Origin of the sequence: Roseibium sp. FZY0029, assembly GCF_036350355.1 — a bacterium.
Taxonomy (GTDB): domain Bacteria; phylum Pseudomonadota; class Alphaproteobacteria; order Rhizobiales; family Stappiaceae; genus Roseibium.
In genome coordinates, this window is sequence record NZ_JAZDVZ010000006.1 from 392,072 (window position 1) to 413,519 (window position 21,448).

19 protein-coding genes and 1 tRNA gene are annotated in these 21,448 nt (G+C 60.8%); 9 read left to right on the forward strand and 11 right to left on the reverse strand.

Annotation, left to right across the window (positions count from 1 at the left end):
- Positions 1 to 25 precede the first annotated feature (25 nt).
- Genes V1T76_RS19540 through V1T76_RS19555 form a run of 4 tightly spaced genes read right to left on the reverse strand, consistent with a single transcriptional unit; the run spans position 26 to position 3,654 of the window.
- Positions 26 to 946, reverse strand: coding sequence for an ABC transporter permease (locus tag V1T76_RS19540; RefSeq protein ID WP_330562316.1), 921 nt, complete (start codon positions 944 to 946; stop codon positions 26 to 28).
- A gap of 2 nt (positions 947 to 948) precedes the next feature.
- Positions 949 to 1,863, reverse strand: coding sequence for an ABC transporter permease (locus V1T76_RS19545; RefSeq protein WP_330562317.1), 915 nt, complete (start codon positions 1,861 to 1,863; stop codon positions 949 to 951).
- Positions 1,841 to 2,443, reverse strand: a complete 603-nt coding sequence (locus tag V1T76_RS19550; RefSeq protein WP_330562318.1) for an ANTAR domain-containing response regulator — start codon at positions 2,441 to 2,443, stop codon at positions 1,841 to 1,843. Before V1T76_RS19550 ends, V1T76_RS19545 begins: the two co-directional genes overlap by 23 nt.
- A complete protein-coding gene (locus tag V1T76_RS19555; RefSeq protein ID WP_330562320.1) occupies positions 2,440 to 3,654 on the reverse strand; it encodes a transporter substrate-binding domain-containing protein in 1,215 nt (404 codons plus the stop codon). Before V1T76_RS19555 ends, V1T76_RS19550 begins: the two co-directional genes overlap by 4 nt.
- A gap of 681 nt (positions 3,655 to 4,335) precedes the next feature.
- Between V1T76_RS19555 and V1T76_RS19560 the strand changes: the two genes are divergently transcribed.
- Genes V1T76_RS19560 through V1T76_RS19590 form a run of 7 tightly spaced genes read left to right on the forward strand, consistent with a single transcriptional unit; the run spans position 4,336 to position 12,378 of the window.
- A complete protein-coding gene (locus V1T76_RS19560; RefSeq protein ID WP_330562321.1) occupies positions 4,336 to 5,052 on the forward strand; it encodes a FadR/GntR family transcriptional regulator in 717 nt (238 codons plus the stop codon).
- On the forward strand, positions 5,042 to 6,049 hold the full coding sequence (locus tag V1T76_RS19565; protein ID WP_330562322.1) for an ABC transporter ATP-binding protein: 1,008 nt from the start codon (positions 5,042 to 5,044) through the stop codon (positions 6,047 to 6,049). The genes V1T76_RS19560 and V1T76_RS19565 overlap by 11 nt, the downstream gene beginning before the upstream one ends.
- Positions 6,046 to 7,146, forward strand: a complete 1,101-nt coding sequence (locus V1T76_RS19570) for an ABC transporter ATP-binding protein (protein ID WP_330562323.1) — start codon at positions 6,046 to 6,048, stop codon at positions 7,144 to 7,146. Before V1T76_RS19565 ends, V1T76_RS19570 begins: the two co-directional genes overlap by 4 nt.
- 28 nt (positions 7,147 to 7,174) lie before the next feature.
- A complete protein-coding gene (locus V1T76_RS19575) occupies positions 7,175 to 8,680 on the forward strand; it encodes an ABC transporter substrate-binding protein (protein WP_330562324.1) in 1,506 nt (501 codons plus the stop codon).
- Positions 8,681 to 8,739: 59 nt separating this feature from the next.
- Positions 8,740 to 9,687, forward strand: coding sequence for an ABC transporter permease (locus tag V1T76_RS19580; protein ID WP_330562325.1), 948 nt, complete (start codon positions 8,740 to 8,742; stop codon positions 9,685 to 9,687).
- 5 nt (positions 9,688 to 9,692) lie between these two features.
- Complete coding sequence (locus tag V1T76_RS19585) at positions 9,693 to 10,562, forward strand: ABC transporter permease (RefSeq protein WP_330562351.1); 870 nt, start codon at positions 9,693 to 9,695, stop codon at positions 10,560 to 10,562.
- A gap of 28 nt (positions 10,563 to 10,590) precedes the next feature.
- Positions 10,591 to 12,378, forward strand: a complete 1,788-nt coding sequence (locus tag V1T76_RS19590; protein ID WP_330562326.1) for a gamma-glutamyltransferase family protein — start codon at positions 10,591 to 10,593, stop codon at positions 12,376 to 12,378.
- A 56-nt stretch (positions 12,379 to 12,434) separates the two neighbouring features.
- On the opposite strand, the gene V1T76_RS19595 is transcribed toward V1T76_RS19590, so the two are convergent.
- The 5 genes from V1T76_RS19595 to V1T76_RS19615 form a co-directional block, all read right to left on the reverse strand.
- Complete coding sequence (locus tag V1T76_RS19595) at positions 12,435 to 13,541, reverse strand: DmpA family aminopeptidase (RefSeq protein ID WP_330562327.1); 1,107 nt, start codon at positions 13,539 to 13,541, stop codon at positions 12,435 to 12,437.
- A complete protein-coding gene (locus V1T76_RS19600; protein ID WP_330562328.1) occupies positions 13,538 to 14,368 on the reverse strand; it encodes an ABC transporter permease in 831 nt (276 codons plus the stop codon). The genes V1T76_RS19595 and V1T76_RS19600 overlap by 4 nt, the downstream gene beginning before the upstream one ends.
- Positions 14,365 to 15,300: an ABC transporter permease gene (locus tag V1T76_RS19605; RefSeq protein WP_330562329.1), complete on the reverse strand. Its 936-nt coding sequence runs from the start codon at positions 15,298 to 15,300 to the stop codon at positions 14,365 to 14,367. Before V1T76_RS19605 ends, V1T76_RS19600 begins: the two co-directional genes overlap by 4 nt.
- Positions 15,297 to 16,415 (reverse strand): ABC transporter ATP-binding protein, encoded by a 1,119-nt coding sequence (locus tag V1T76_RS19610; RefSeq protein ID WP_330562330.1) that lies wholly within the window; start codon positions 16,413 to 16,415, stop codon positions 15,297 to 15,299. The genes V1T76_RS19605 and V1T76_RS19610 overlap by 4 nt, the downstream gene beginning before the upstream one ends.
- A gap of 79 nt (positions 16,416 to 16,494) precedes the next feature.
- Positions 16,495 to 17,541, reverse strand: a complete 1,047-nt coding sequence (locus V1T76_RS19615; RefSeq protein ID WP_330562331.1) for an ABC transporter substrate-binding protein — start codon at positions 17,539 to 17,541, stop codon at positions 16,495 to 16,497.
- 115 nt (positions 17,542 to 17,656) lie between these two features.
- On the opposite strand from V1T76_RS19615, the gene V1T76_RS19620 reads away from it, so the two are divergent.
- Positions 17,657 to 18,526 (forward strand): MurR/RpiR family transcriptional regulator, encoded by an 870-nt coding sequence (locus tag V1T76_RS19620; protein ID WP_330562332.1) that lies wholly within the window; start codon positions 17,657 to 17,659, stop codon positions 18,524 to 18,526.
- Between the two features lie 8 nt (positions 18,527 to 18,534).
- On the opposite strand, the gene V1T76_RS19625 is transcribed toward V1T76_RS19620, so the two are convergent.
- Positions 18,535 to 19,110, reverse strand: coding sequence for a cupin domain-containing protein (locus V1T76_RS19625; protein WP_330562333.1), 576 nt, complete (start codon positions 19,108 to 19,110; stop codon positions 18,535 to 18,537).
- 116 nt (positions 19,111 to 19,226) lie between these two features.
- On the opposite strand from V1T76_RS19625, the gene V1T76_RS19630 reads away from it, so the two are divergent.
- On the forward strand, positions 19,227 to 20,567 hold the full coding sequence (locus tag V1T76_RS19630; RefSeq protein ID WP_330562334.1) for an aspartate aminotransferase family protein: 1,341 nt from the start codon (positions 19,227 to 19,229) through the stop codon (positions 20,565 to 20,567).
- A 501-nt stretch (positions 20,568 to 21,068) separates the two neighbouring features.
- On the opposite strand, the gene V1T76_RS19635 is transcribed toward V1T76_RS19630, so the two are convergent.
- A tRNA-Met gene (locus tag V1T76_RS19635) sits at positions 21,069 to 21,145 on the reverse strand.
- Between the last annotated feature and the right edge of the window lie 303 nt (positions 21,146 to 21,448).

The following is a 21,448-nucleotide window of genomic DNA, read 5'->3' on the forward strand; positions in this document are numbered from 1 at the left end:
ACGGCTTCCCGGCGGTTGCCGCGCGTCAGCGCAGCTTGATCCTCGGATCAATCAGGGGGGCGATCAGGTCGGCGAGGAAATTGCCGGCAACAATCGCGAATGCGGATACGAGCGTGACGCCCATGATGATGGGAATGTCGACCCTCTGGATGGCCTGCCAGGCGAGCTGGCCGATACCCGGCCAGCCGAACACGCTTTCAACCACCACGATGCCGCTCATGAAGAGGCCGATATCGATCCCGATCATGGCGATGATCGGCAGCAAGGCGTTGGGAAGGGCGTGACCGAACAGCACCTGCCAGCGTTTCAGGCCCTTGGCCCGGGCGGTGCGGATAAAGTCCTGGCGCAGCACGTCTATCATGGAGGAGCGCATCATGCGCGAGTACCAGCCGGCGCCCAGGAACCCGAGGGTCAGCGACGGCAGCACCATGTGCATGAAGGTGCCGTAGCCGCCGATGGGGAACCAGCCGAGCTGCACCGAAAAGACATAGAGCAGCAGGATGCCGATCACGAATTGGGGCGAGGACACCCCGACGAAGGAAAGGACCATGAGGCTCGTATCTGTCGCCGTATTGCGGCGCAAGGCTGCGACGAGCCCCATGGTAAGTCCGATCGCCAGTTCGCAGACGATGGCGCCAACCATGAGAAGAAGCGTTGCCGGCAGACGCGACCAGATGAGCGCGCCGACTTCCGTCTTCTGCAGATAGGAGCGGCCGAGATCGCCCTGAAGCAGTCCGGTGAGATAACGGAAATACTGCTGGTAGAACGGCAGATTGAGGCCAAGCTGCTCGCGAATGTTCTCGACCGTCTGCGCGGTGGCGCTGCGGCCTGCGATCTGGCGGGCCGGATCGGCCGGGATCAGATAGAGCAGAATGAAGGTCAGGAAGGTGATGCCGATAAGGATCAGCACGGACTGGAACACCCGGCGCAGAATATAACCGCCCATGATCAGTGCCTCCCCTTCTGTGTCGGATCGAGCACTTCACGCAGCGCATCGCCCAGCAGGTTGAAGCCCAGCGCCAGCGCGATGATGGCGACACCCGGGAAGAACACCAGCCAGGGGGCCGAGGTGAAATAGGTCTGGTTCTCGTAGATGATATTGCCCCAGGAGGGTGTCGGCGGCTGAACGCCGATGCCCAGATAGCTGAGCGTTGCTTCCAGAAGCACGGTCGTCGAGATGCCCAGCGTGCCGAAGACGACGATGGTCGACAGAAGATGCGGCAGGATGTGGCGGAACAGGATGCGGAAGAGACCTGCGCCCATGGCCCGTTCGGCCAGGATGAATTCCCGCTCCGACAGTGACCTGGTTTCGGTATAGACGACACGTGCCATCTGCACCCAGTTGACCATGGCAATCACCATGGCAACGATCCACAGCGAGGGCCGGAACAGGGCCGCCAGGGTGATGGCAAGCAGCAGTGCCGGGAAGGCCATCATCAGATCGGTAAAGCGCATCAGCACCGTTTCCACCCAGCCCCGGAAGAACCCGGCGAGAATGCCGACAAAGGCGCCGACCGCAACGGCGATCCCGTTGGCGACGATCCCGATGATCAGCGAGGTCTGCGCGCCGTAGATCAGTCGCGACAGGAGATCGCGCCCGAGCAGATCCGTGCCCAGCCAGAAGGTTTCGTTCGGCGGCAAGGGCGCGCCTTCCAGGGTCAGGCCTTCGAAGAATTGTTCCGCCGGATCGAAAGGCGCAACGAAGGGGGCGAAAACGGCAGCCCCGACGATCACGCCGACCAACAACAGAGCGAATACGGCGAGTTTCCTTTGCAGGAGACGTCGCCAGACGCCTTTGGGGGTTTCTGGGGCGGCAGCTTTCACGGTATCCGGCACTGCTTCAGGCTTCACGTCGGCCGGCATTCTGCCCTCCTGAGCGCGCCAGCAGATCGAGCGCGACGTCTTCCATGGTTTGCCGGCTTGCCATCGCCATATCCTGCAAGAGTTTGTAGGCGGATTCGGCGTCGCCGCCCTGGTGCTGCATGAGCAGGATGATGGCTTCGGCCACCTGGGGCCGGCAGGCAAGGCGCGCTTCCAGTTTTGCGATCCTGTCTTCCGATGCGCGGCGCATGGCGAATGTTCTCGTGGCCACGACCAGCGCGCCATAGACACCGCTGGAGGCAATGGGCTTGCTCAGATGAGCGATGGCACCGCGCCGGATGGCCCATTCGACACGGCCCGGCGCCTCGCTGCCCATCAGCGCGATCATTGGCATCGGGAGCTCTTCCACCGGCCAGGGGAACTGCGCATCATGGCCGGCATCGGCATCGAAGATCACCAGATCAGCCTGACGGGCTTCTTCCGGAAGTTCGGGCCAGGCGGTGGAGGTTGCGATGCCCAGACGGTCAAGCTGGCGGCAGACGGCATCCCTGTCGGAATGCGGCTTGTGCAGCACAGTTGCGGACCAGCCGCGGAAACTCGGGGTGCGGAACAGGCTGCTCATGACGATACCAGCCTCAATCTCGGCGTGTTGCCGTTGTCCGGAACTGGTGCTTCACCAGACGAACCGGCATTGCTTTCCAGCGGGTCATAATGAACCAGATAGGGGTCCGGTGCCAACGGTCCGGAGGTCTTTTCGATGATCCTGAACCGGGAGCGCGGACGTTCCGGACCGGTGGTTTCCACCACCGCGATCAGTGGCTGCAGGTAGGCGTGCTGCGTTTGCGGGTCGATGCGGATGTCGCGCAGCGGGGTCCGGTGCGGCCTGCGGCACAATTCCGCCAGGACATGATCCGGCGCATCCGAGCCGCAGGCCTCGATGGCGCGGGCCAGCAGCCAGACGGCCTCATAGGGCCCGACAAACATGGACGAGATCGACGCGTCCGGGCCGCGCAGGCCTTCCAGACGGCTCAGGAAATCCTGATTTTCAGGCGTGTCCAGCGTTTCGAAATAGGTCGAGGTGGACACAAGCCCTTCCGCGGCCGCACCAAGAACCGGCAACTCGGCTTCCGTCAGATTGCAACTGAGGATCGGGCAGCGGTTCGGCGCAAAGGCTGGATCTTCCTTCGCAAGCTGCTTCATGGCCCGCAGGAAGGCGTAACTGCTTTCGCCGATCAGGTTGTTGAAGATGAAATCGGGGCGTTTTTCGCGGATTTCAACGATCAGATGGTCGATGTTCTCGTCGCCGATGGCAACATAGCGCTCGCCCAGCACTTCGCCGTCACATCCCGCCAGAAGCTCGCGGGCGATGCGGTTGGTTTCCCAGCCCCAGATGTAATTGGAGCCGAGCAGGAAAGCCCGGCGACCGGATTCCGGAACGATGTGGCGGAAAAGCGGGACGACGCCCTGGTTCGGGCAGGCGCCGGTGTAGACAACCCGGTCATGGCTTTCGAAGCCTTCATAGGGCGTGGTGTACCAGAGCAGCCCGCGACCGCGCTCCATCACCGGCAGCACTTCCTTGCGGGAAGACGAGGTCTGGGTACCGATGATGTGCCGGCAACCGGCCTCGCGCATCATCCTTTCAGCTTCCACGGCGTAGTTTTCGGCAGCGCCTCTGGGGTCGCCATCCACGCGCAGAAAGCGGAAATCGAACAGGCCGGAGGCGTTGATTTCATCGATGGCGATCCGGGCGCCCCAATAGCCTTCCTGCCCGATCGCGGCATAGGAACCGGATTTCGAAAACAGAACGCCAACCGGTATTTCACCAAAGGCCATGTTTTACCCTGCCCTTCAGCCGAACGATGTGAACCGCGGAGCTGAACATAAAAAAACCCCGACCCGCAGGTGTCTACCTGCGACAGATCGGGGCGCAATTGCCGTGCGGCTGAACGATTGCCGCTATTTCGATAGTCAGGATCGCCGAAGAAAAAATTCTTGTCAATCGCCGCAAAGCTCAAAGATCAGCCACGCATAAAATTTCGTCACAAGCGACTGCGGTGACAAGCTGCCTCGAGCGAACCAATTTTGAGATTTGTTCCAATCCGAAGTTAGAGCATTAAGATTCGCCGTTTTGCTTGAAAAGAATAGCAAATTTATCGTCTGATTGAGAAATAAATGACCCCCTATAAGCGTACAGGCAACATAAAATTTCACCTTAAGAGACGACCCGTCGGAACTTCGGAACCGATTAAAATTTGTTCCCTAGCACAAATTTCAGGCAACCCCTCCAGGGGGATCTTTGAGCAAAGTGTCCACACCATCGGGTGCAGATCTTTTTTTATATATTTTACAAATACTTATTAAAATCAAAGTCCGCCCATCGCCTCGATATACCTGATCGGTCTGGCAGGGTCCCAACGCGGCCTCGGACGCATTCCAGCAAAAAGCACTACTTGCGCAGCTAAAAATATCGCGCCAATAATGCAACCAATTCAAATTGGTTCAAATTGGTATGGCATGAGCAGCACCGAGAAACCTTCCCAGCGCAATTCCAGCATGGCTTTGGAGCGGCTTCGGATCATCGTGGACCAGCTCACAGCCGAAGGCGCGGAGCAGCTTCCGACCGAGCGCGAATTGTCCGAAACCATCGGCGTCGGCCGCAGGGCGGTGCGCCGCGCACTGGAAGTGCTGGAGACCGAAGGCAAGATCTGGCGCCGGCAGGGAGCTGGAACCTTTGTCGGCAGCGAACCTGCCGAACCGGAAAAGCAGATCCTGTCGCTGCACGAAAATTCGAACATGCTTGAGGTGATGGAAGTCCGCTTGCAGATCGAACCCGTACTGGCGCGTCTGGCCGCCCTTCGGGCCGCGCCTTCCGATATCGCCGCCATGAGCGACCTTGCCGACCGGGTCGGCAAGGCGGAAGACATGGACAGCCGCGAACTGTGGGACAGTGCCCTGCATCGGGCCATTGCACGGGCTGCGCGCAACACGCTGTTCCTGGCTCTGTTCGATGTCGTTGACCGGGTCCGGCAGGATACCGCCTGGCGCCATGTGCGCGAAGCGCTGAGAACCGACGATGCCCTGACGCTCTACCGGTCGCAGCATGTCGACATCATCGCTGCCATCGCCAACCGGGATCCCATCACCGCGGAAAAAACCATGCGTGCCCACCTGCTGGCGCTGCAAGAGCGTCTCCTGTTCCAGAGTGCAAGCGAGGCGGCCAATGCCGACTGAAGCTCCGTTGAGCGCCCCCGTCCTGGAGGTTCAGGACCTCTCGCTCCGTTTCAAGGGCGCTCCGGCCAATATCGTTGATGGTCTGTCCTTTGCCGTCCGTCCGGGGGAAACCCTGTGCATCGTCGGAGAGAGCGGCTGCGGCAAGTCGGTTACCGCCCTGTCGCTGATGGGCCTGCTGCCGAAGGGCGTTGCCAGGGTCATGTCCGGTACGGCCACCTTTGGCGGACAGGATCTGCTGGCGCTGCCGCAACGGGCTCTGGCGGACCTGCGCGGCGACCGCATTTCCATGATCTTCCAGGAGCCGATGACTTCGCTCAATCCGTCTTACCGGATCGGCGACCAGATTGCGGAAATCGTGCTGCGTCACCGCCCGGTGAGCCGTGCCGAAGCCCGCGCACGTGCGCAGGAGATGCTGGAGCGGGTCAAGATCCCCGCCGCTTCCAGTCGGCTGGACGATTACCCGCATGAGCTTTCCGGCGGCATGCGCCAGCGCGTGATGATCGCCATGGCGCTTGCCAACGATCCGGTCCTGCTGATTGCCGACGAGCCCACCACAGCGCTGGACGTCACCATTCAGGCCCAGATCATCGACCTGATCGAGGACCTGCAGAAGGAAAGCGGAACAGCGCTGATCATGATCACGCACGATCTGGGTGTCGTTGCCGAAATCGCCGACCGCGTGTGTGTGATGTACGCCGGGCGTGCGGTGGAGGAAGGCCCGGTTGCCGCGATTTTCGACGATCCGCAACACCCCTACACCATTGGACTGATGAGCTCCGTCCCGTCGGTCGGGCCGCGTTCCGGCCGGCTGGCAACCATCGGCGGGATGGTGCCCGCCATCGACAACATGCCCGACGGCTGCCGCTTCGCCCCGCGCTGCCCCTTTGCCGGCCCGCGTTGTGACATCGCACCGCCGCTTGCCGAACTTGGCCCCGCCCACCGGGCCGCCTGTCACTATGCACCGCTGGAAAGCGCATTTGCGGAGGCTGCCGGATGAGCCTGACGACCCGGGACAAAATCATCGAGACACGCGCTGTTACCAAGAAGTTCGGCGGCCGCAAGAGCCTGTTCAAACCGGCAATCTCGGTCAGTGCCGTCAATGGCGTGTCGCTGGACATCAAGCGCGGAGAAACCTTCTCCATCGTCGGGGAAAGCGGTTGCGGCAAGTCCACCCTGGCCCGGCTTCTGGTCCGCCTGCTGACACCTTCGGAGGGCTCCGTTCTTTACGACGGCAACGACATCTCCGCCCTTTCCGAACAGGAAATGCGCCACTTGCGGAAGGATCTGCAATTCGTTTTCCAGGACCCGTTCTCCTCGCTCAATCCACGCATGAGCGTCGGTGCGCTGATCGAGGAACCGATGAAGGTCCACACCACGCTTTCGCGTGCCGAACGCCGGCAGAAGGTGGCTGAACTCCTGAACAGGGTCGGGCTTCGTCCCGCCTTCGCCAACCGCTATCCGCACGAGTTTTCCGGCGGCCAGCGTCAGCGCATCGGCATCGCCCGGGCGCTGGCCAGCGGCCCGAAGGTGATCGTCGGTGACGAGCCGGTCTCGGCACTGGATGTTTCGGTGCAGGCCCAGGTCATCAATCTTCTGGAAGACCTGAAGTCGGAATTCGACCTGACGCTGATCCTGATCGCCCACGACCTGGCGGTTATCCGCCACATGAGCGACCGGGTGGCGGTGATGTATCTGGGCGAAATCGTAGAGCTTGCTCCGAATGACGCGCTGTTCGACAAGCCTCTGCATCCCTACACACAGGCCCTGATGCGCGCGATCCCGATTGCCTCGCCGCACGGCCGGTCGATGAAGGCCGCCCTTTCGGGAGACGTACCCTCGCCGCTCGATCCACCCTCCGGCTGCCGCTTCCATCCGCGCTGTCCGCACGCAACCGATCTTTGCAGCCAGGAGAAGCCGGCACCTGCAACCGTTGCAGGGGACAGGACCGTTGCCTGCCACCACTGGGAAAAAATTGCGGACGCTGACCAGTCCCCGGTTCAGGAACCGCCAAGGAGCCCCAATGCGGAAAAGCGCTTTGCGCTGTTCCGGACCCGAAGCCAACAAAAAGAGCCGACGACGGCCGCAAGACCATAAATCGAGCCCTTCCGATAGGAGTACAAACATGCGTAAGGATTTCCTTGCCGCGCTGCTGCTCAGCGCAACAACCCTGGCAACGGCCGCCCAGGCCGCCGATCTTCGGATCGGCCTGCAGGACGACGCCGATGTGCTGGATCCCGATCAGTCCCGGACCTTTGTCGGCCGTATCGTCTACACGTCACTGTGCGACAAGCTGGTCGACATCACTCCGGATCTGGAAATCATCCCGCAACTGGCCACCGGCTGGAGCTGGTCCGACGACGGCAAGGTCCTGACCATGGACCTGCGCGAGGGCGTGACCTTCCACGATGGCACCCCCTTTGACGCGGAAGCCGTGAAGGCCAACATCGAACGCTCGAAGAACCTGCCGGAAAGCCGCCGCAAGAGCGAGGTCAAATCCATCGAAAGCGTGGAGGTTTCCGGCCCGCTTCAGGTCAAGTTCACCTTGACTGCACCGGACGCGACGCTGCTGGCCCAGTTTGCCGACCGCGCGGGCATGATGGTGTCGCCGACTGCTGCCGAGGCAGCGGGTGCCGATTTCGGCAACAATCCGGTCTGTTCCGGCCCGTTCAAGTTCGTTGAGCGCGTCCAGCAGGACCGGATCGTCCTGTCCAAGTTCGAAGACTACTGGAACAAGGACGCCATCAACTTCGACACGGTCACCTTCCTGCCGATCCCGGACACCACCGTGCGTCTTGCCAACCTGCGCTCCGGCGACATCGACATGCTGGAACGCCTTGCGGCAACCGACGTTGCCTCGGTCAAGGGCGATGCCAACCTGGGCTTCGCGGAAGCCGTCAGCCTAGGGTACCAGGGCATCACGGTGAACATCAACAACGGCGAAAAGGGTGACAACCCCTTCGGCAACGAGCCGAAGATCCGTCAGGCCTTCAGCCTGTCGCTCGACCGTGACGCGATCAACCAGGTTGTTTTCGAAGGCGCATTTGCCCCCGGCAACCAGCCTTTCCCGCCGACCAGCCCCTGGTACGACAAGGACTATCCGGTCCCGGCCCGAGATGTCGAAAAGGCAAAGGCCCTGCTGAAGGAAGCCGGCTATGACAGCCTCGACGTCGAGGTACAGGTGGCCAACAACCCCGTGCAGACTCAGATGATGCAGGTCGTTCAGTCGATGGCTGCGGAAGCCGGTTTCAACGTCAAACTGAAGTCGATGGAATTCGCCAGCCTTCTGGCGGACCAGTCCGCCGGGAACTACCAGGCAAGCCAGGTGGGCTGGTCGGGTCGTGTCGATCCGGACGGCAACATCCACCAGTTCATGACCTGCAAGGGTGGGATCAACGATTCCAAGGTCTGCATTCCCGAAGTCGACAAGCTGCTGGACGAAGCCCGCCAGAGCAACGACACCGCCACGCGCAAGGCAAAATATGACGCGGCACGGGATATCCTGATCAACGAATTGCCGATCATCTATCTCTACCACCCGACCTGGATCTGGGCGCTGTCCGGCAAGCTGGAAGGCTTCACCGCCTATCCGGACGGCATGATCCGCCTCGAGAACGTCAAGTTCAAGTAACCATACCAATGACGGGACCCGGCTTTTGCCGGATCCCGTTCCAAACGGATTTTGCCCGAATGCTGTCCTACATCGCGCGCCGGCTCGTTATCGCCATCCCAACGCTCATTCTGGTCTCGATCTTCGTGTTCGTGCTGCAGAAGCTGCTGCCAGGCGACCCGGCACTCGTGCTTGCCGGTGAAGAGCGCGATCCGGCTGTGCTGGAGTTCATTCGCGAGAAATACCGGCTCAACGACCCGATCATCTACAAGTACTTTTACTGGATGAAGGCCATGCTGCAGGGCGACCTCGGCATTTCGCTGCGCACCAATCTGCCGGTGACGGAGCTTATTGCCGACAAGCTGCCGGTCACGATCCAGCTTGCGGTGATGGCGATGATCATCGCCTTTGCCATCGGTATTCCTGCCGGCATCCTGTCCGCGGTGCGCAAGGGCACCGCCGTTGACTACGTCGCCAATTTCGTGGCGCTGTCCGGTCTGTCCATTCCGAACTTCTGGCTCGGCATCATGCTGATCATGCTGGTCTCCGTTCACCTGGGCTGGCTGCCGGCCTCAGGTTATGAATCGCCCTTTGTCGATCCACTGAAGTCGCTCCAGACAATGATCATGCCTGCCTTCGTGCTGGGCACGGCGCTGGCCGCCACCTTGATGCGCCACACCCGCTCGGCAATGCTGGGCGTGCTGAAAGCGGATTACGTGCGCACGGCCCGCGCCAAGGGCCTGCTGGAAAACGTGGTCATCCTGAAACACGCCTTCCGCAACGCCCTGCTGCCTATCGTGACCCTCAGCGCCCTGCTCTTCGGCGAATTGCTCGCCGGCGCGGTGCTGACAGAGCAGATCTTCACCATTCCCGGCTTCGGCAAGCTGATCGTGGATGCGGTCTTTACCCGTGACTATGCCGTTGTCCAGGGGGTCGTCATGTGCACGGCCGCCGGTTTCATCCTGATGAACCTGATTGCCGATGTCCTCTATTTCCTTCTCAACCCGCGCATGAGGAGCAGCCTGTGAGCGCCGTGACATCTGCCGCAGATCCGGCCGAGGAAACAATCCGCCTCGAAAGCCGCGCCTGGAAGAAGCTGAAGGCGAACAAGAGTGCGCTGTTCGGGTTTATCATTGTCGCCTTCTTCGTCGGCATTGCCGTCGCCGCGCCAGTGCTGCCCATTGCTGATCCGGTCGCAACCGACTGGGGAGCGGTGCGCAAGGCCCCGTCCGCCGCCCACTGGCTTGGCACCGACGAGATCGGCCGGGATATCCTCTCGCGCATGATCTGGGGGGCGCAGGCCTCGCTGATGGCCGGTGTCGTCTCGGTGTTGATCGCCGTCTTGATCGGCGTGCCCTTCGGTCTTCTGTCCGGTTACTTCGGCGGCTGGATCGATCAGGCAATCTCCCGGGTCACCGACGCACTTCTTGCAACGCCCTTCCTCATTCTAGCCATCGCGCTTGCCGCCTTTTTGGGGCCGAGCCTGACCAACGCCATGATCGCCATCGGGCTTTCGGCGATGCCGATCTTCGTGCGTCTGACACGTGGACAGGTGCTGTCGGTCAAGACGGAAGACTATGTCGAAGGGGCCCGGGCCATCGGGCTCAGCCATGTCGCGATCATGTCCCGCTACATCCTGCCCAATGTGTTCGCACCGGTTCTGGTTCAGGCGACGCTGACGGTCGCGACCGCGATCATCGCCGAAGCAAGCCTTTCCTTCCTCGGCCTCGGTCAGCAAGCCCCCGCCCCAAGCTGGGGCTCCATGCTGAACGTTGCCAAGAACTTCATGACCCAGGCGCCCTGGATGGCCTGGTGGCCGGGCGCGGCGATCTTTCTGGTCGTCCTCGGTTTCAACCTGCTGGGCGATGGCCTGCGTGATGCCCTCGACCCGCGCGAGAGCTGATCCGTTTTTTAACCCCAAAGAGTAACTCATGCCGACTTTCACCACCCGCCCCGAAATCACCGGCACCTTCGGTGTCGTCACCTCCACCCACTGGATCGCAAGCGCCGTCGGCATGAGCATCCTGGAAAAAGGCGGCAATGCCTTTGATGCCGCCGTTGCGACCGGACTTGTGCTGCAGGTTCTGGAGCCGCATCTGAACGGTCCGGCGGGCGACCTGCCGGTGATCTTCCACAAGGCCGGTACCGGCGAAACCAAGGTCGTCTGCGGCCAGGGCCCTGCCCCTGCAGGGGCCACCATCGAGCATTACAAGGCGGAAGGCCTGGATCTCATTCCGGGCAACGGTCTGCTGTCGACCGTCATTCCGGGCGCTTTCGACGGCTGGATGCTGATGCTGCGCGACCATGGCACCTTGAGCCTGCGCGATGTGCTGGAGCCTGCGATCTATTACGCTGAAAACGGCCAGCCGATGCTGCCGGGTGCTGCGGCGACCATCGGCGGACTGAAAGACTTCTTCCAGACAGAGTGGCCGACGTCCTTCGAGACCTGGGTGCCGGGCGGAAACGTGCCGGAAGCCGGCAAGATGTTCAAGAACCCGGTTCTCGCACAAACCTGGACGCGGCTCTTGAGCGAAGCGGAAAGCCAGAGCGGCCGCAAGGCCCAGATCGACGCGGCACGCGACTGTTTCTACCGCGGCTTCATTGCCGAAGAGATTGCCGCCTTTCTGGAAAAGACCGAGGTGATGGATGGCTCGGGCTCCAAACACAAGGGTGTCCTGACTGCCGACGACCTGGCGAACTGGAGCGCGACTTACGAAGACCCGCTGTTGAGCGACTATCACGACTGGACCGTTGCCAAGACCGGCCCGTGGGGACAGGGGCCCGTGCTGTTGCAGGCGCTGGCTCTCCTGAAAGGCTTCGACATCGGCGCGATGGATCCGGCCGGGGCTGACTTCGTCCATCATGTGACGGAAGCCATGAAGCTCGCCTATGCGGACCGCGAGGTCTATTACGGCGACCCAGCCTTTGTTGACGTTCCGATGAGCGCGCTGCTGTCGGACGACTACAACGACGTGCGGCGCAAACTGATTTCCGACACCGCCTCCTTCGACCTGCGCCCCGGCGTTCTACCGGGCTTTGAGGACCAGGTGGCTGCCAACATGGCCGTGATCGAACGGGCTGGCATTGCCGACACAGGCCTCTACGAACCGACGATGGCGCATCTTTCCGAGCGGCGCGGCGATACGGTTCACCTCGACATCATCGACCGCTGGGGCAACATGGTAGCCGCAACACCGTCCGGTGGCTGGCTGCAGTCCTCGCCGATCATACCTTCGCTCGGCTTCTGCCTGAACTCACGGGCGCAGATGTTCTGGCTGGAAGACGGTCTGCCCACCAGTCTGGCGCCAGGCAAACGGCCGCGCACCACGCTGACACCAAGCCTTGCCTTCCATGAAGGGCGCCCGACGATGGTGTTCGGTACACCCGGCGGCGACCAGCAGGACCAGTGGCAGCTCTCCCTGTTCCTGCGGCTTGTGCATCACGGTCTCAACCTGCAGGAAGCCATCGACCTGCCGCTGTTCCACACCACCCATTTCCCGACCTCCTTCCACCCGCGCCAGCGCCAGCCGGGGCACGTGATGGCCGAAGGCAATTTCAGCGCCGAGACTATCAATCTGCTGCGGACCCGCGGGCATTCGGTGGAGGTTTCGGGCAACTGGACCATTGGCCGGCTGACCGCTGCCAAACGCAGCGTAGACGGCGTTCTGAAGGCAGCGGCAACACCGCGCCTGATGCAGGCCTACGCCATCGGCCGATAAAACGGACGCGACCCACCGGTGCCTCCAGATAATGGCATCGGTGGGTTCCGTCTGAGCTATGCGAGAAGCTTCTTGAGGGCTTCGGCATCTATTGCCCGGCAGACCGACCCGGACGGACGCGCCGTCGGCGTGTCTTCAGCCGCCAACATGGCGTTGAGGACAGCCTCCTCGACCGCTTCCACCGCCGCCATATAGACGGGATCGAGCAAATCGTCGTTCAGCGACACCATGGATTTCCACGGCCCGCTGAGCTGCGGCAGATCCATTTCATTGGCGGTGCTGAAGGCAAGGAAAATGTCACCGGAATTGTTTCCACCCGGTGTGCCGCCCCGGCCAATGCCGATGGTGGCGCGGCGGGCCAGGCGGTCAAGCTGGCACGGCAGCAGCGGCAGATCCGTTGCGATGATAACGATGATCGACCCGCGCTCCGCATTAAAGCCGGGTATCCGGTTCTCCGTCATTTTCTCGCCTACCGGCTGCCCCAGCACCTTGAGCCATGGCCGAACACCGTGATTGGCCTGCACAAGAACACCGAGCGTATGGGTTTTTCCACCCGCTTCGACACGCCGCGAGGCGGTGCCGGTTCCACCCTTGAACTCGTAACAGATCATGCCCGCACCGCCGCCGACATTGCCTTCGGCGGGGGGCTCTGATGTTGCGTTTTCAAGGGCTTTTGCCGCGTGTTCCGGCCGCACATGCAGGCCGTTGATGTCGTTCAGGACACCGTCATAGGTTTCCGCGACAACCGGCATGGCCCACAGATGGTTGTTCTGCCAGGCATTGCGGTAGGTGTCGACCATCCAGCGCACGGCGGCCTCATGCACGGCGCCCACGCTGTGCGTGTTGGTGATCAGGATCGGGCCGGTGAAATAGCCCGCGTCCTTGATCCAGTGGCTGCCGGTCATTTCACCATTGCCATTGAGCGCATGCAGCCCCGCCCACACGGGACGCGGTGTCGACAAGCGGCCCCGCGGCAGGATTGCCGTCACGCCGGTCTGCACCGGAAGGCCATTGGTCTCCAGCGCGGGTGTCTTGCGTGAGCACAGCGTCTCGTAGCCGACGAGCACACCTTCAACATCGGTGATCGCGTTTTGCGGTCCCGGCGTGCCGGGCAAGGGCAGCCCCAGATCGCGGGCGCGTTTGGACTTGAGTTTCTGCGTCATTTCTTGCGGGACCGCATGTAGAGGCCTATGGAGGCGATGATGAAGGAGAACGCCAGCATGACCGTGGCGATTGCATTGATTTCCGGTTTGATGCCCCTGCGCAGCATCCCGTAGATGTGAACGGGCAGCGTGGTGGAATCGACGCCGGAGATGAAATAGGTGATCACCAGATCGTCCATCGAAATGATGAACGCGAGCATGGCGCCGCCGATAACCCCCGGCGCGATCAGCGGCAGGGTCACCCGTTTGAACGTCGTCCAGCCGTCCGCCCCCAGATCCGCCGACGCCTCTTCCAGACTGTCGTCCATATCCGAGATGCGCGCGCTGACCACGATGAACACATAGCTGCTGAGGAAGGTGCAGTGGCCGATGATGATCGTGTGCAGACCCAGCCCGAATCCGAAAGACACGAAGAAGATCAGCAGTGCGATGCCGAGGATGATGTCGGGCATGATCATCGGCATGAACATCAGGGCCCTGTAAAAGTTCTTGAGGCGGAACCTGAAGCGGGCAACCGCCAGCGCAACCGACGTTCCGAGCACCGTCGACACGGCCGTGGTGATGAGAGCCACCGTCAGGCTGTTCAGCACCGCGCTATAGAGCTGATCGGTCGATTCCACATAGAGCGTCAGCTCGTTCAGCTCCGTCGGAAAGCCGAAGATCGTCCGGTACCAGTCGAAGGTAAACCCCTGCCAGATCATCATGTTGACCGGGTTGGAGTTGAACGAGAACACCGTGATCAACAGGATCGGCACATAGATGAAAATCAGGAACAGCCAGCCGTAGACCGACAGGGCCAGGTTTCTCAAGGAGATCTTGCGTCTCATGCCGCGACCTCCTCTGCCACTTTCGCTGCCCCCGACCGCCGGTCTTCGCGCGTGACGATGCGGATGTAGTAGAGCAGCAGGACAAGCACGGCCGCCATGACCATCATTCCGAGCGCGGCTCCGAAAGGCCAGTTGCGCGCCGACAGGAATTGCTGCTCGATCAGGTTGCCGATCATCACCACCTTTGCTCCGCCCAGAAGCGACGGCACGATGAAGTTGCCGAGGCTTGGGATGAAGACGATGATCGAGCCACCGACGATGCCCGGCAGGGTCATCGGCAGGATGACGCGAAAGAAGGTCTGAAGCCGGTTGGCGCCCAGGTCCTGCGAGGCTTCGATCAGGCTGAGGTCGAGCTTTTCGATGCTGGCGTAGAGCGGCAGGAACATGAAAGGCACGAACACATAGACCATGCCGATGACGACCGCGGTTCCGGTGAAGATGATTTCCAACGGCTCATCGATCAGCCCGAGGCCCATCAGCGCCTGATTGAAAAAGCCGGTCGGCCGCAGGATCAGGACCCAGGCGAACAGGCGTACGATCAGGCTGATGAAAAACGGCAGCGTGATCAGGAAGATAACCAGGTTCTTCCGCTTCTCCGGCATGCGCGACACCCAGAAGGCGACCGGGTAACAAAGGATGAGGCTGAGGAGAACAGTTGTCGCGGCGAGCTTCACCGAACGCAGGAAGATCTCGAAATAGACCGGATCGAAGCGTTCGTATTTGGTGTCGGCCCAGCCCAGAATACGGCCGTAGTTCAGGTGGAAGAACTTCCATTCAACACCGCCATAAAGCCCCGGTGTGAGCCAGGAATAGACGATCATGATGGCGAGCGGTCCGAGGAAGAAGACCGCGAGAAAGGCGGACGGCGGCAGCAGCAGGCCGAACAGCGTCAGCTTTCGCCTGTGTTCCAATGTGTGGTGCGCCTTGCTCATGCCGGCGCTCCCTGTCCTGGAATGAGGTGCACGGCATCATGCGGCACGAACAGCGAAGTCTGTTCGCCGATCGTGTGATGCGACGTGCCTGGCCCCGCCCGAAGCGACGCCCGGACAGGCGGCAACCCCTTGCACGCCAGGACAAGATGATAGTCGGTTCCGGCGAAGAAGCTCTGGCTGACCGTGCCCGAGATCTGGTGCCCGGCCCGCTCGTCAGGATTGCTTTGCCCAATGCTCTCGACAAGGTTTTCCGGCCGGATCAGCACCTTTGCCGGATCGCCCCGCTTCAGGCCGTTCACCGGGCAATCGCGAATGACGGTGCCGTCGGCCAGCACGACGTCGCAGCTTTCGCCTTCAACCGAAACCACCGTGGCATCCAGAAGATTGCTTTCACCGATGAAGCGGGCGACGAACTCGTTGCCGGGGCGGCGGTACAGCTCCTCGGGGGCGTCAAGCTGCTGGATGGTGCCGCCGTTCAAAACCGCGATCCGGTCCGACATGACCAGCGCTTCTTCCTGATCGTGCGTCACGAAAATGAAGGAGATGCCGAGTTCGTGCTGCAGGGTTTTCAGTTCCTGCTGCATCTTGTGGCGCAGGTTCTTGTCGAGGGCCGACAGAGGTTCGTCCAGCAGCAGAATTTTCGGGCGGGCAACCAGTGACCTTGCAAGCGCCACCCGCTGTTGCTGCCCGCCGGAAAGCTGGCCGATCTTGCGGGCGCCCATGCCGGCAAGGCCGACCAGCTCGAGCATGTTGCCGACACGCTCCCTGATCTCGGTTTTGGCGATGCCTCGCACCTCGAGACTGTAGGCCACGTTCCGTTCCACGGTCAGATGCGGGAACAGGGCATATCTTTGAAAGACGGTGTTGACCGGCCGTTTGTGCGCCGGCTGATCCGACACAGGTTCGCCATCTATGTAGATCTCGCCGCTGTCGAGATCTTCGAACCCGCTGACCGCCCTCAGCAGGGTTGTCTTGCCGCAGCCCGATGGCCCAAGCAGCGTCAGAAACTCGTTGTGAGCCACCGTCAGGGACACGTTGTCCAGTGCACGAATAACGCCGCCTTCGGGAGCCTGAAAGCTCTTGGAGGCGTTTTCGATCCTTAAAATTCCTTGCATTCTACCCCCTCGGAACGTCAGGCGACGTGCGCGGCCCAAGGCCGCGCAGTCTCCTCATGACAGTCGTGCGCATCCGGGCTCATTGAGCCGTTTTGATGCGCGTCCATTCGCTGTTGTAGAGCTGCAGGTCGCGGCCGAGGTCCACGAAGATCTGCAGCTTTTCCATCACGTCCTGAGGTGGGTAGATGCTTTCATTGTTGGCGATTTCCGGCGGTAGAAGCTCCCGCGCCGGCAGGTTGGGCGTGCCGTTCATCTGCTGCTGCACGTTCAGCGCGGCAATTTCCGGCTGAAGATAGAACTGCAGGAACTTCTTGGCGTTGTCCTTGTTCGGAGCACTGGCGAGGACGCAGATGTCCTCCTGGTACATGGTCGCGCCTTCCTTCGGAATGACATAGGCAAGCACATCCGGCGCCTGTTGCACGAAGATATTCGCGCCGACATACCAATGCGCCGCCGCCACATCGCCCGACTGGACCAGCGGAATGCTGTCATAGGTGAAGGCCGTGACGTTCTTCTTGCGCTCCAGAATGTAATCGGCGGCAGCCTTGATTTCGGCTTCGTCGGTGGAGTTGACGGATGTGCCGTTCATGATGTGGCCGATGCCGATGGTCTCACGCAGATCGTCCAGAAGGATGATCTTCTCGCCCTTGTCGGCAAGGGCAAAGAAGTCCTCCCAGCCGGTCATCTCGGCGACCTTTTTCTTGTTGTAGGCGATGCCGACGGTGCCCCACGCGTAGGGCAGGCAATATTCGGCATCCGGATCGGTCTTCGCGCGGATGAACTGCGGATCGATGTTCTTGAAAGCCGGATCGCTGCCGATATCGGTCTTTTCCAGAAGGCCGAGCTGGAACATGATGTCGTGCATGTGGACCGATGGGAACACGATATCGTAGCCGGTGGCGCCCGCCTGGATCTTCGCCAGCATTTCCTCGTTGGAGCCGTAGGTGTCCAGGTTGACCTTGATCCCCGTCTCCTCGGTGAACTTGGCCAGCACCTGCGGATTGATGTAGTCGCCCCAGTTGTAGAGATTCAGTTCTTCATCGGCCTGCGCAGCACTGGCAACAGCCACCAGTGCCGCTGCCGCAAGTGTTGCCTTGGCAACTCTCTTCAGCGTGTCGTTAGTCATGGAACCCTCTGGTTTGCTGCCACGTTTCTGGGAGGTGAACGGGCTTGCGTCCAAAAGGAGATTGAATTATGACATTTCTGTCAAATGTTATTTTTCTGTCATTTTGGGAGCTGACATGGAAGCCGGGTTCTCGTCCTTTCCCCAGGCCAAATTCGATGAATTCCTCAAGCGCTTGCAGGATGAAACGCCGAAACTCCCCAAGCAGGAAGCCCGGCTTGCGCAGTTTGTCAGCCTGAATATTTCATCTCTCGGACTGGAAACCGGCAAGTCGCTCGCGGAAAAGGCCGGCGTGTCGGAGGTTACCGTCGGCCGGTTGCTGCGCCGCCTCGGATGCGACGGCATGAAGGGGCTCAAGCAGCTCCTGCGCGAGCATTATTCCGTCACCACCGCCTCCTTCGTCACCGACGGCGACATTCCCGTCCGTTTCGTTGAGACATTGGAGGCTGAAGTCCAGGGACTGACCAATGTCTTCAACCAGACCCAGGGCGAAAACTGGGACGAGGTCACCCGGCTGCTGTCGGACGCAGAGACGATTTTCGCCACGGGGTTTCAGTCGATCCGTGGGACGGTTGAAGACTTTGCCCGCCGGCTGGCACTCGCCCGAAAGAATGTCCACTTCCTTTCCGCTCACGACAGCATGCTGGGGGAATGGCTCGACCTGAGCCCGGAAAGCGCGGCCTCCAGTTGCCTCATACTGGTGGATGTCGTTCCTTACGCGTCGGAGTCGCTGAAGCTTGCCCGGTTGGCCAAGACCCAGGGCCGATCTGTCATCGTGGTCTCGGACGAATATTGCCACTGGAGCCGGGAGATCGCCGACGCAGCCATCTATGCTCCCTCCAGAACAGGGCTTTTTCTGGAATCAACCATCGGCATTGTTGCCGCGCTCAGCCTGATGGTCGATGTGGCCGCAAGGGCTGACGAGACAGCTTCCGCTCACCGGCTGGTGCAATGGAAGGCAAATTCGAAGAAACTTGGCCTGTTCTAGAGATCGGTTCAGAACGTCGGCGGAGTGCAGGCGCTGACGACGACACACCGCTCGTTCCTGAGCGCCTTGAACCTGTGCGGCGTCGTGCTCTTGAAGAGGTAGGCATCCCCCGGCCCGAGGATTTTTCTCTGCTCGCCGACGGTGATCTCAAGCCGCCCCTCGATGACGATACCGGCCTCCTCGCCCTCGTGGCTGAGCATGACCCGCCCCGTGTCCGCACCCGGTTCATATACCTCATAGAGCATCTGCAGGTCACGACCGAAGAGGCTGTTGCCGACCTGCCTGTAGGAAATCTTGCCCTTGCCGATTTCGGTCAACTCATCCGCTCCGAAAAACACCTGCTCCTGTCGCTCCGGTTCATAGGCGAAAAACTCGGACAGACCGATCGGTATGCCGTCCAGCACGCGTTTCAGCGCGCTCAGGGAGGTGTTGATCTTGGCGGCCTCGAGCTGGGAGATGAAGCCATTGGTGACACCGGCGCGTTTGGCCAACTCGCGCTGCGAATATCCGTGCGCTTCGCGGATCGCTCTAAGGCGCAATCCAACATCGCGAGAGAAGTCATCGGTGTTTAGTGTGTTTACCATCGTAAACACAATCCCACTGAAACACCGTGTTTTCAAGAACTTGATGCGGAGAAGAAACAGACTGTTCGGCACTTCAAAATCGGTGCTTTCTAGTGCGACCGACCGAGGAGGCGCACATGAACATCGTCAGCAACGAAACAGATTTCAAAACCAACCAGGCGCTCGACGCCTATTGGATGCCCTTTACAGCGAACCGTCAATTCAAACAGGCGCCGCGCATGCTGGTGTCCGCGAAAGGAATGCATTACCGCAGCGACGACGGTTGCAGCATTCTCGACGGCACTGCCGGCCTGTGGTGCTGCAACGCCGGGCACGGTCATGAAGAGATCACCAATGCAGTCGCCCGCCAGTTGGCCGAACTGGACTACGCGCCGTCCTTCCAGATGGGCCATCCGATTGCTTTCGAATTTGCCGAGCGCCTGAAACAGGTCGCTCCTGAGGGTTTCAACCACGTGTTCTTCACCGGGTCCGGATCCGAATCCGTCGACACGGCATTGAAGATGGCGCTCGCCTATCACCGGGCCCGGGGCGAAGCCTCCCGCACCCGGCTGATCGGGCGGGAACGGGGCTATCACGGTGTCGGCTTCGGCGGCATTTCCGTCGGTGGCATCGTCAACAACCGCCGCCATTTCGGGTCGCTCCTGACCGGCGTCGACCACTTGCCCCACACCCATGCTCCCGAACACAACAGCTTCAGCAAGGGCCAGCCAAAGTGGGGCGCGCATCTTGCGGACGATCTGGAACGGATCGTCGCGCTACACGGGGCGGAGACAATCGCTGCGGTCATCGTCGAGCCGGTTGCCGGTTCCACTGGCGTGCTTATCCCGCCCAAGGGGTATCTGGAACGACTGCGCGCCATCTGCGACCGTTACGGTATTCTGCTGATCTTTGACGAAGTCATCACCGGCTTCGGCCGCCTCGGAGCCCCCTTCGCGTCCGACTTTTTCGGTGTGAAACCGGATCTCTTCACGACCGCCAAGGGTCTCACCAACGGCGTCATCCCCATGGGCGCGGTGTTCGCCCAGGACACCATCTATGAGGCCTTCATGGGCGGTCCGGAAGAAACAATCGAACTCTTCCACGGCTACACCTACTCGGGCCATCCCACCGCCTGCGCCGCCGGCCTCGCAACGCTCGACATCTATGAAAAGCAGGGTCTCTTGACCCGTGGCGCTGAGATTTCCAACACCTGGGAAGACCGGATGCACAGTCTCAAAGACGCCAGACACGTCAAGGACATCCGAACCATAGGCGTTATCGCCGGGATCGAACTGGAATCCCGTGACGACGCCCCCGGACAGCGCGCCTACGAAGTTTTCGTCAAGTGCTTCGAAGCCGGCCTCCTGATCCGCGTAACCGGCGACATCATGGCCCTTTCCCCACCTTTGATCGTTGAAGAGGAGATGATCGACCAAATGGTAGCAACACTCTTTCAAGTCCTTGGTGAGACGGCGTAACGCTTCGGCCCATCAATACCTAAAAGCCCCGCCAGTAATGTTGGCGGGGCTATTTTGGTTTTGCGGAGATGCTTGAGTTTGTTTTTGCTTTTTTGGGGTGAGGCTTTGAGTGTTTTGATCGACGTTGGGTCGGCCTGAAGTCCAGCATTCGGTGACCTTTTGGGGTTAAGAAGCTGGCGCCGTTGTGCGAACAAACAAAAAAACCCGGCGCGAGGCCGGGTTATTTGTTTGGTAACGGGAGCAGGATTTGGGGTTATCTGCCCTTCTGCGTCGGGCGAAGCCCTCCTTGATGGGTCCCGGTCATGTCAAAATCCACGACCCCACGAACAAACAAAAAAGGCCGTCCTATATGGACGGCCTTTGTTTTGTTTGGTTTTGGGAGCAGGATTTGAGAGTTTTTGTCCCACAGCGTCGGGCATAGCCCTCCTTGCGGGCGCCTGGTCAGTTTAAAATCTGTATCCGTTACCAACAAAAAACCCGGCGCGAGGCCGGGTTATTTGTTGGTTGCGGGAGCAGGATTTGAACCTGCGACCTTCAGGTTATGAGCCTGACGAGCTACCGGACTGCTCCATCCCGCGTTATTCGTTTTTTATCGGGGTACGGATGTATCCCGGATGGGCTTGAGTAAGCCCGGAGGTTTTCGTTTTGTTTGTCCTGGGCGCTTTTCGCCTGGGGGCAAAGTGTGCTGCTGCTTTAAGTCTGCGGCAGCGTGTTTTGTGCTGCTGCGCTGTTAGGGGACAAGAAGTTCCGTAGCGCAGCGAAGGCAAGGCCAAGTGGCCGCCCTCGCGGAGGCCAGGGCGAAGCCCGATACGGCCGTGAGCGCTCTGTTGAAGAGGTTTCAAATTGCGATTTGCAGGCCTGGCGGCGACCTACTCTCCCAC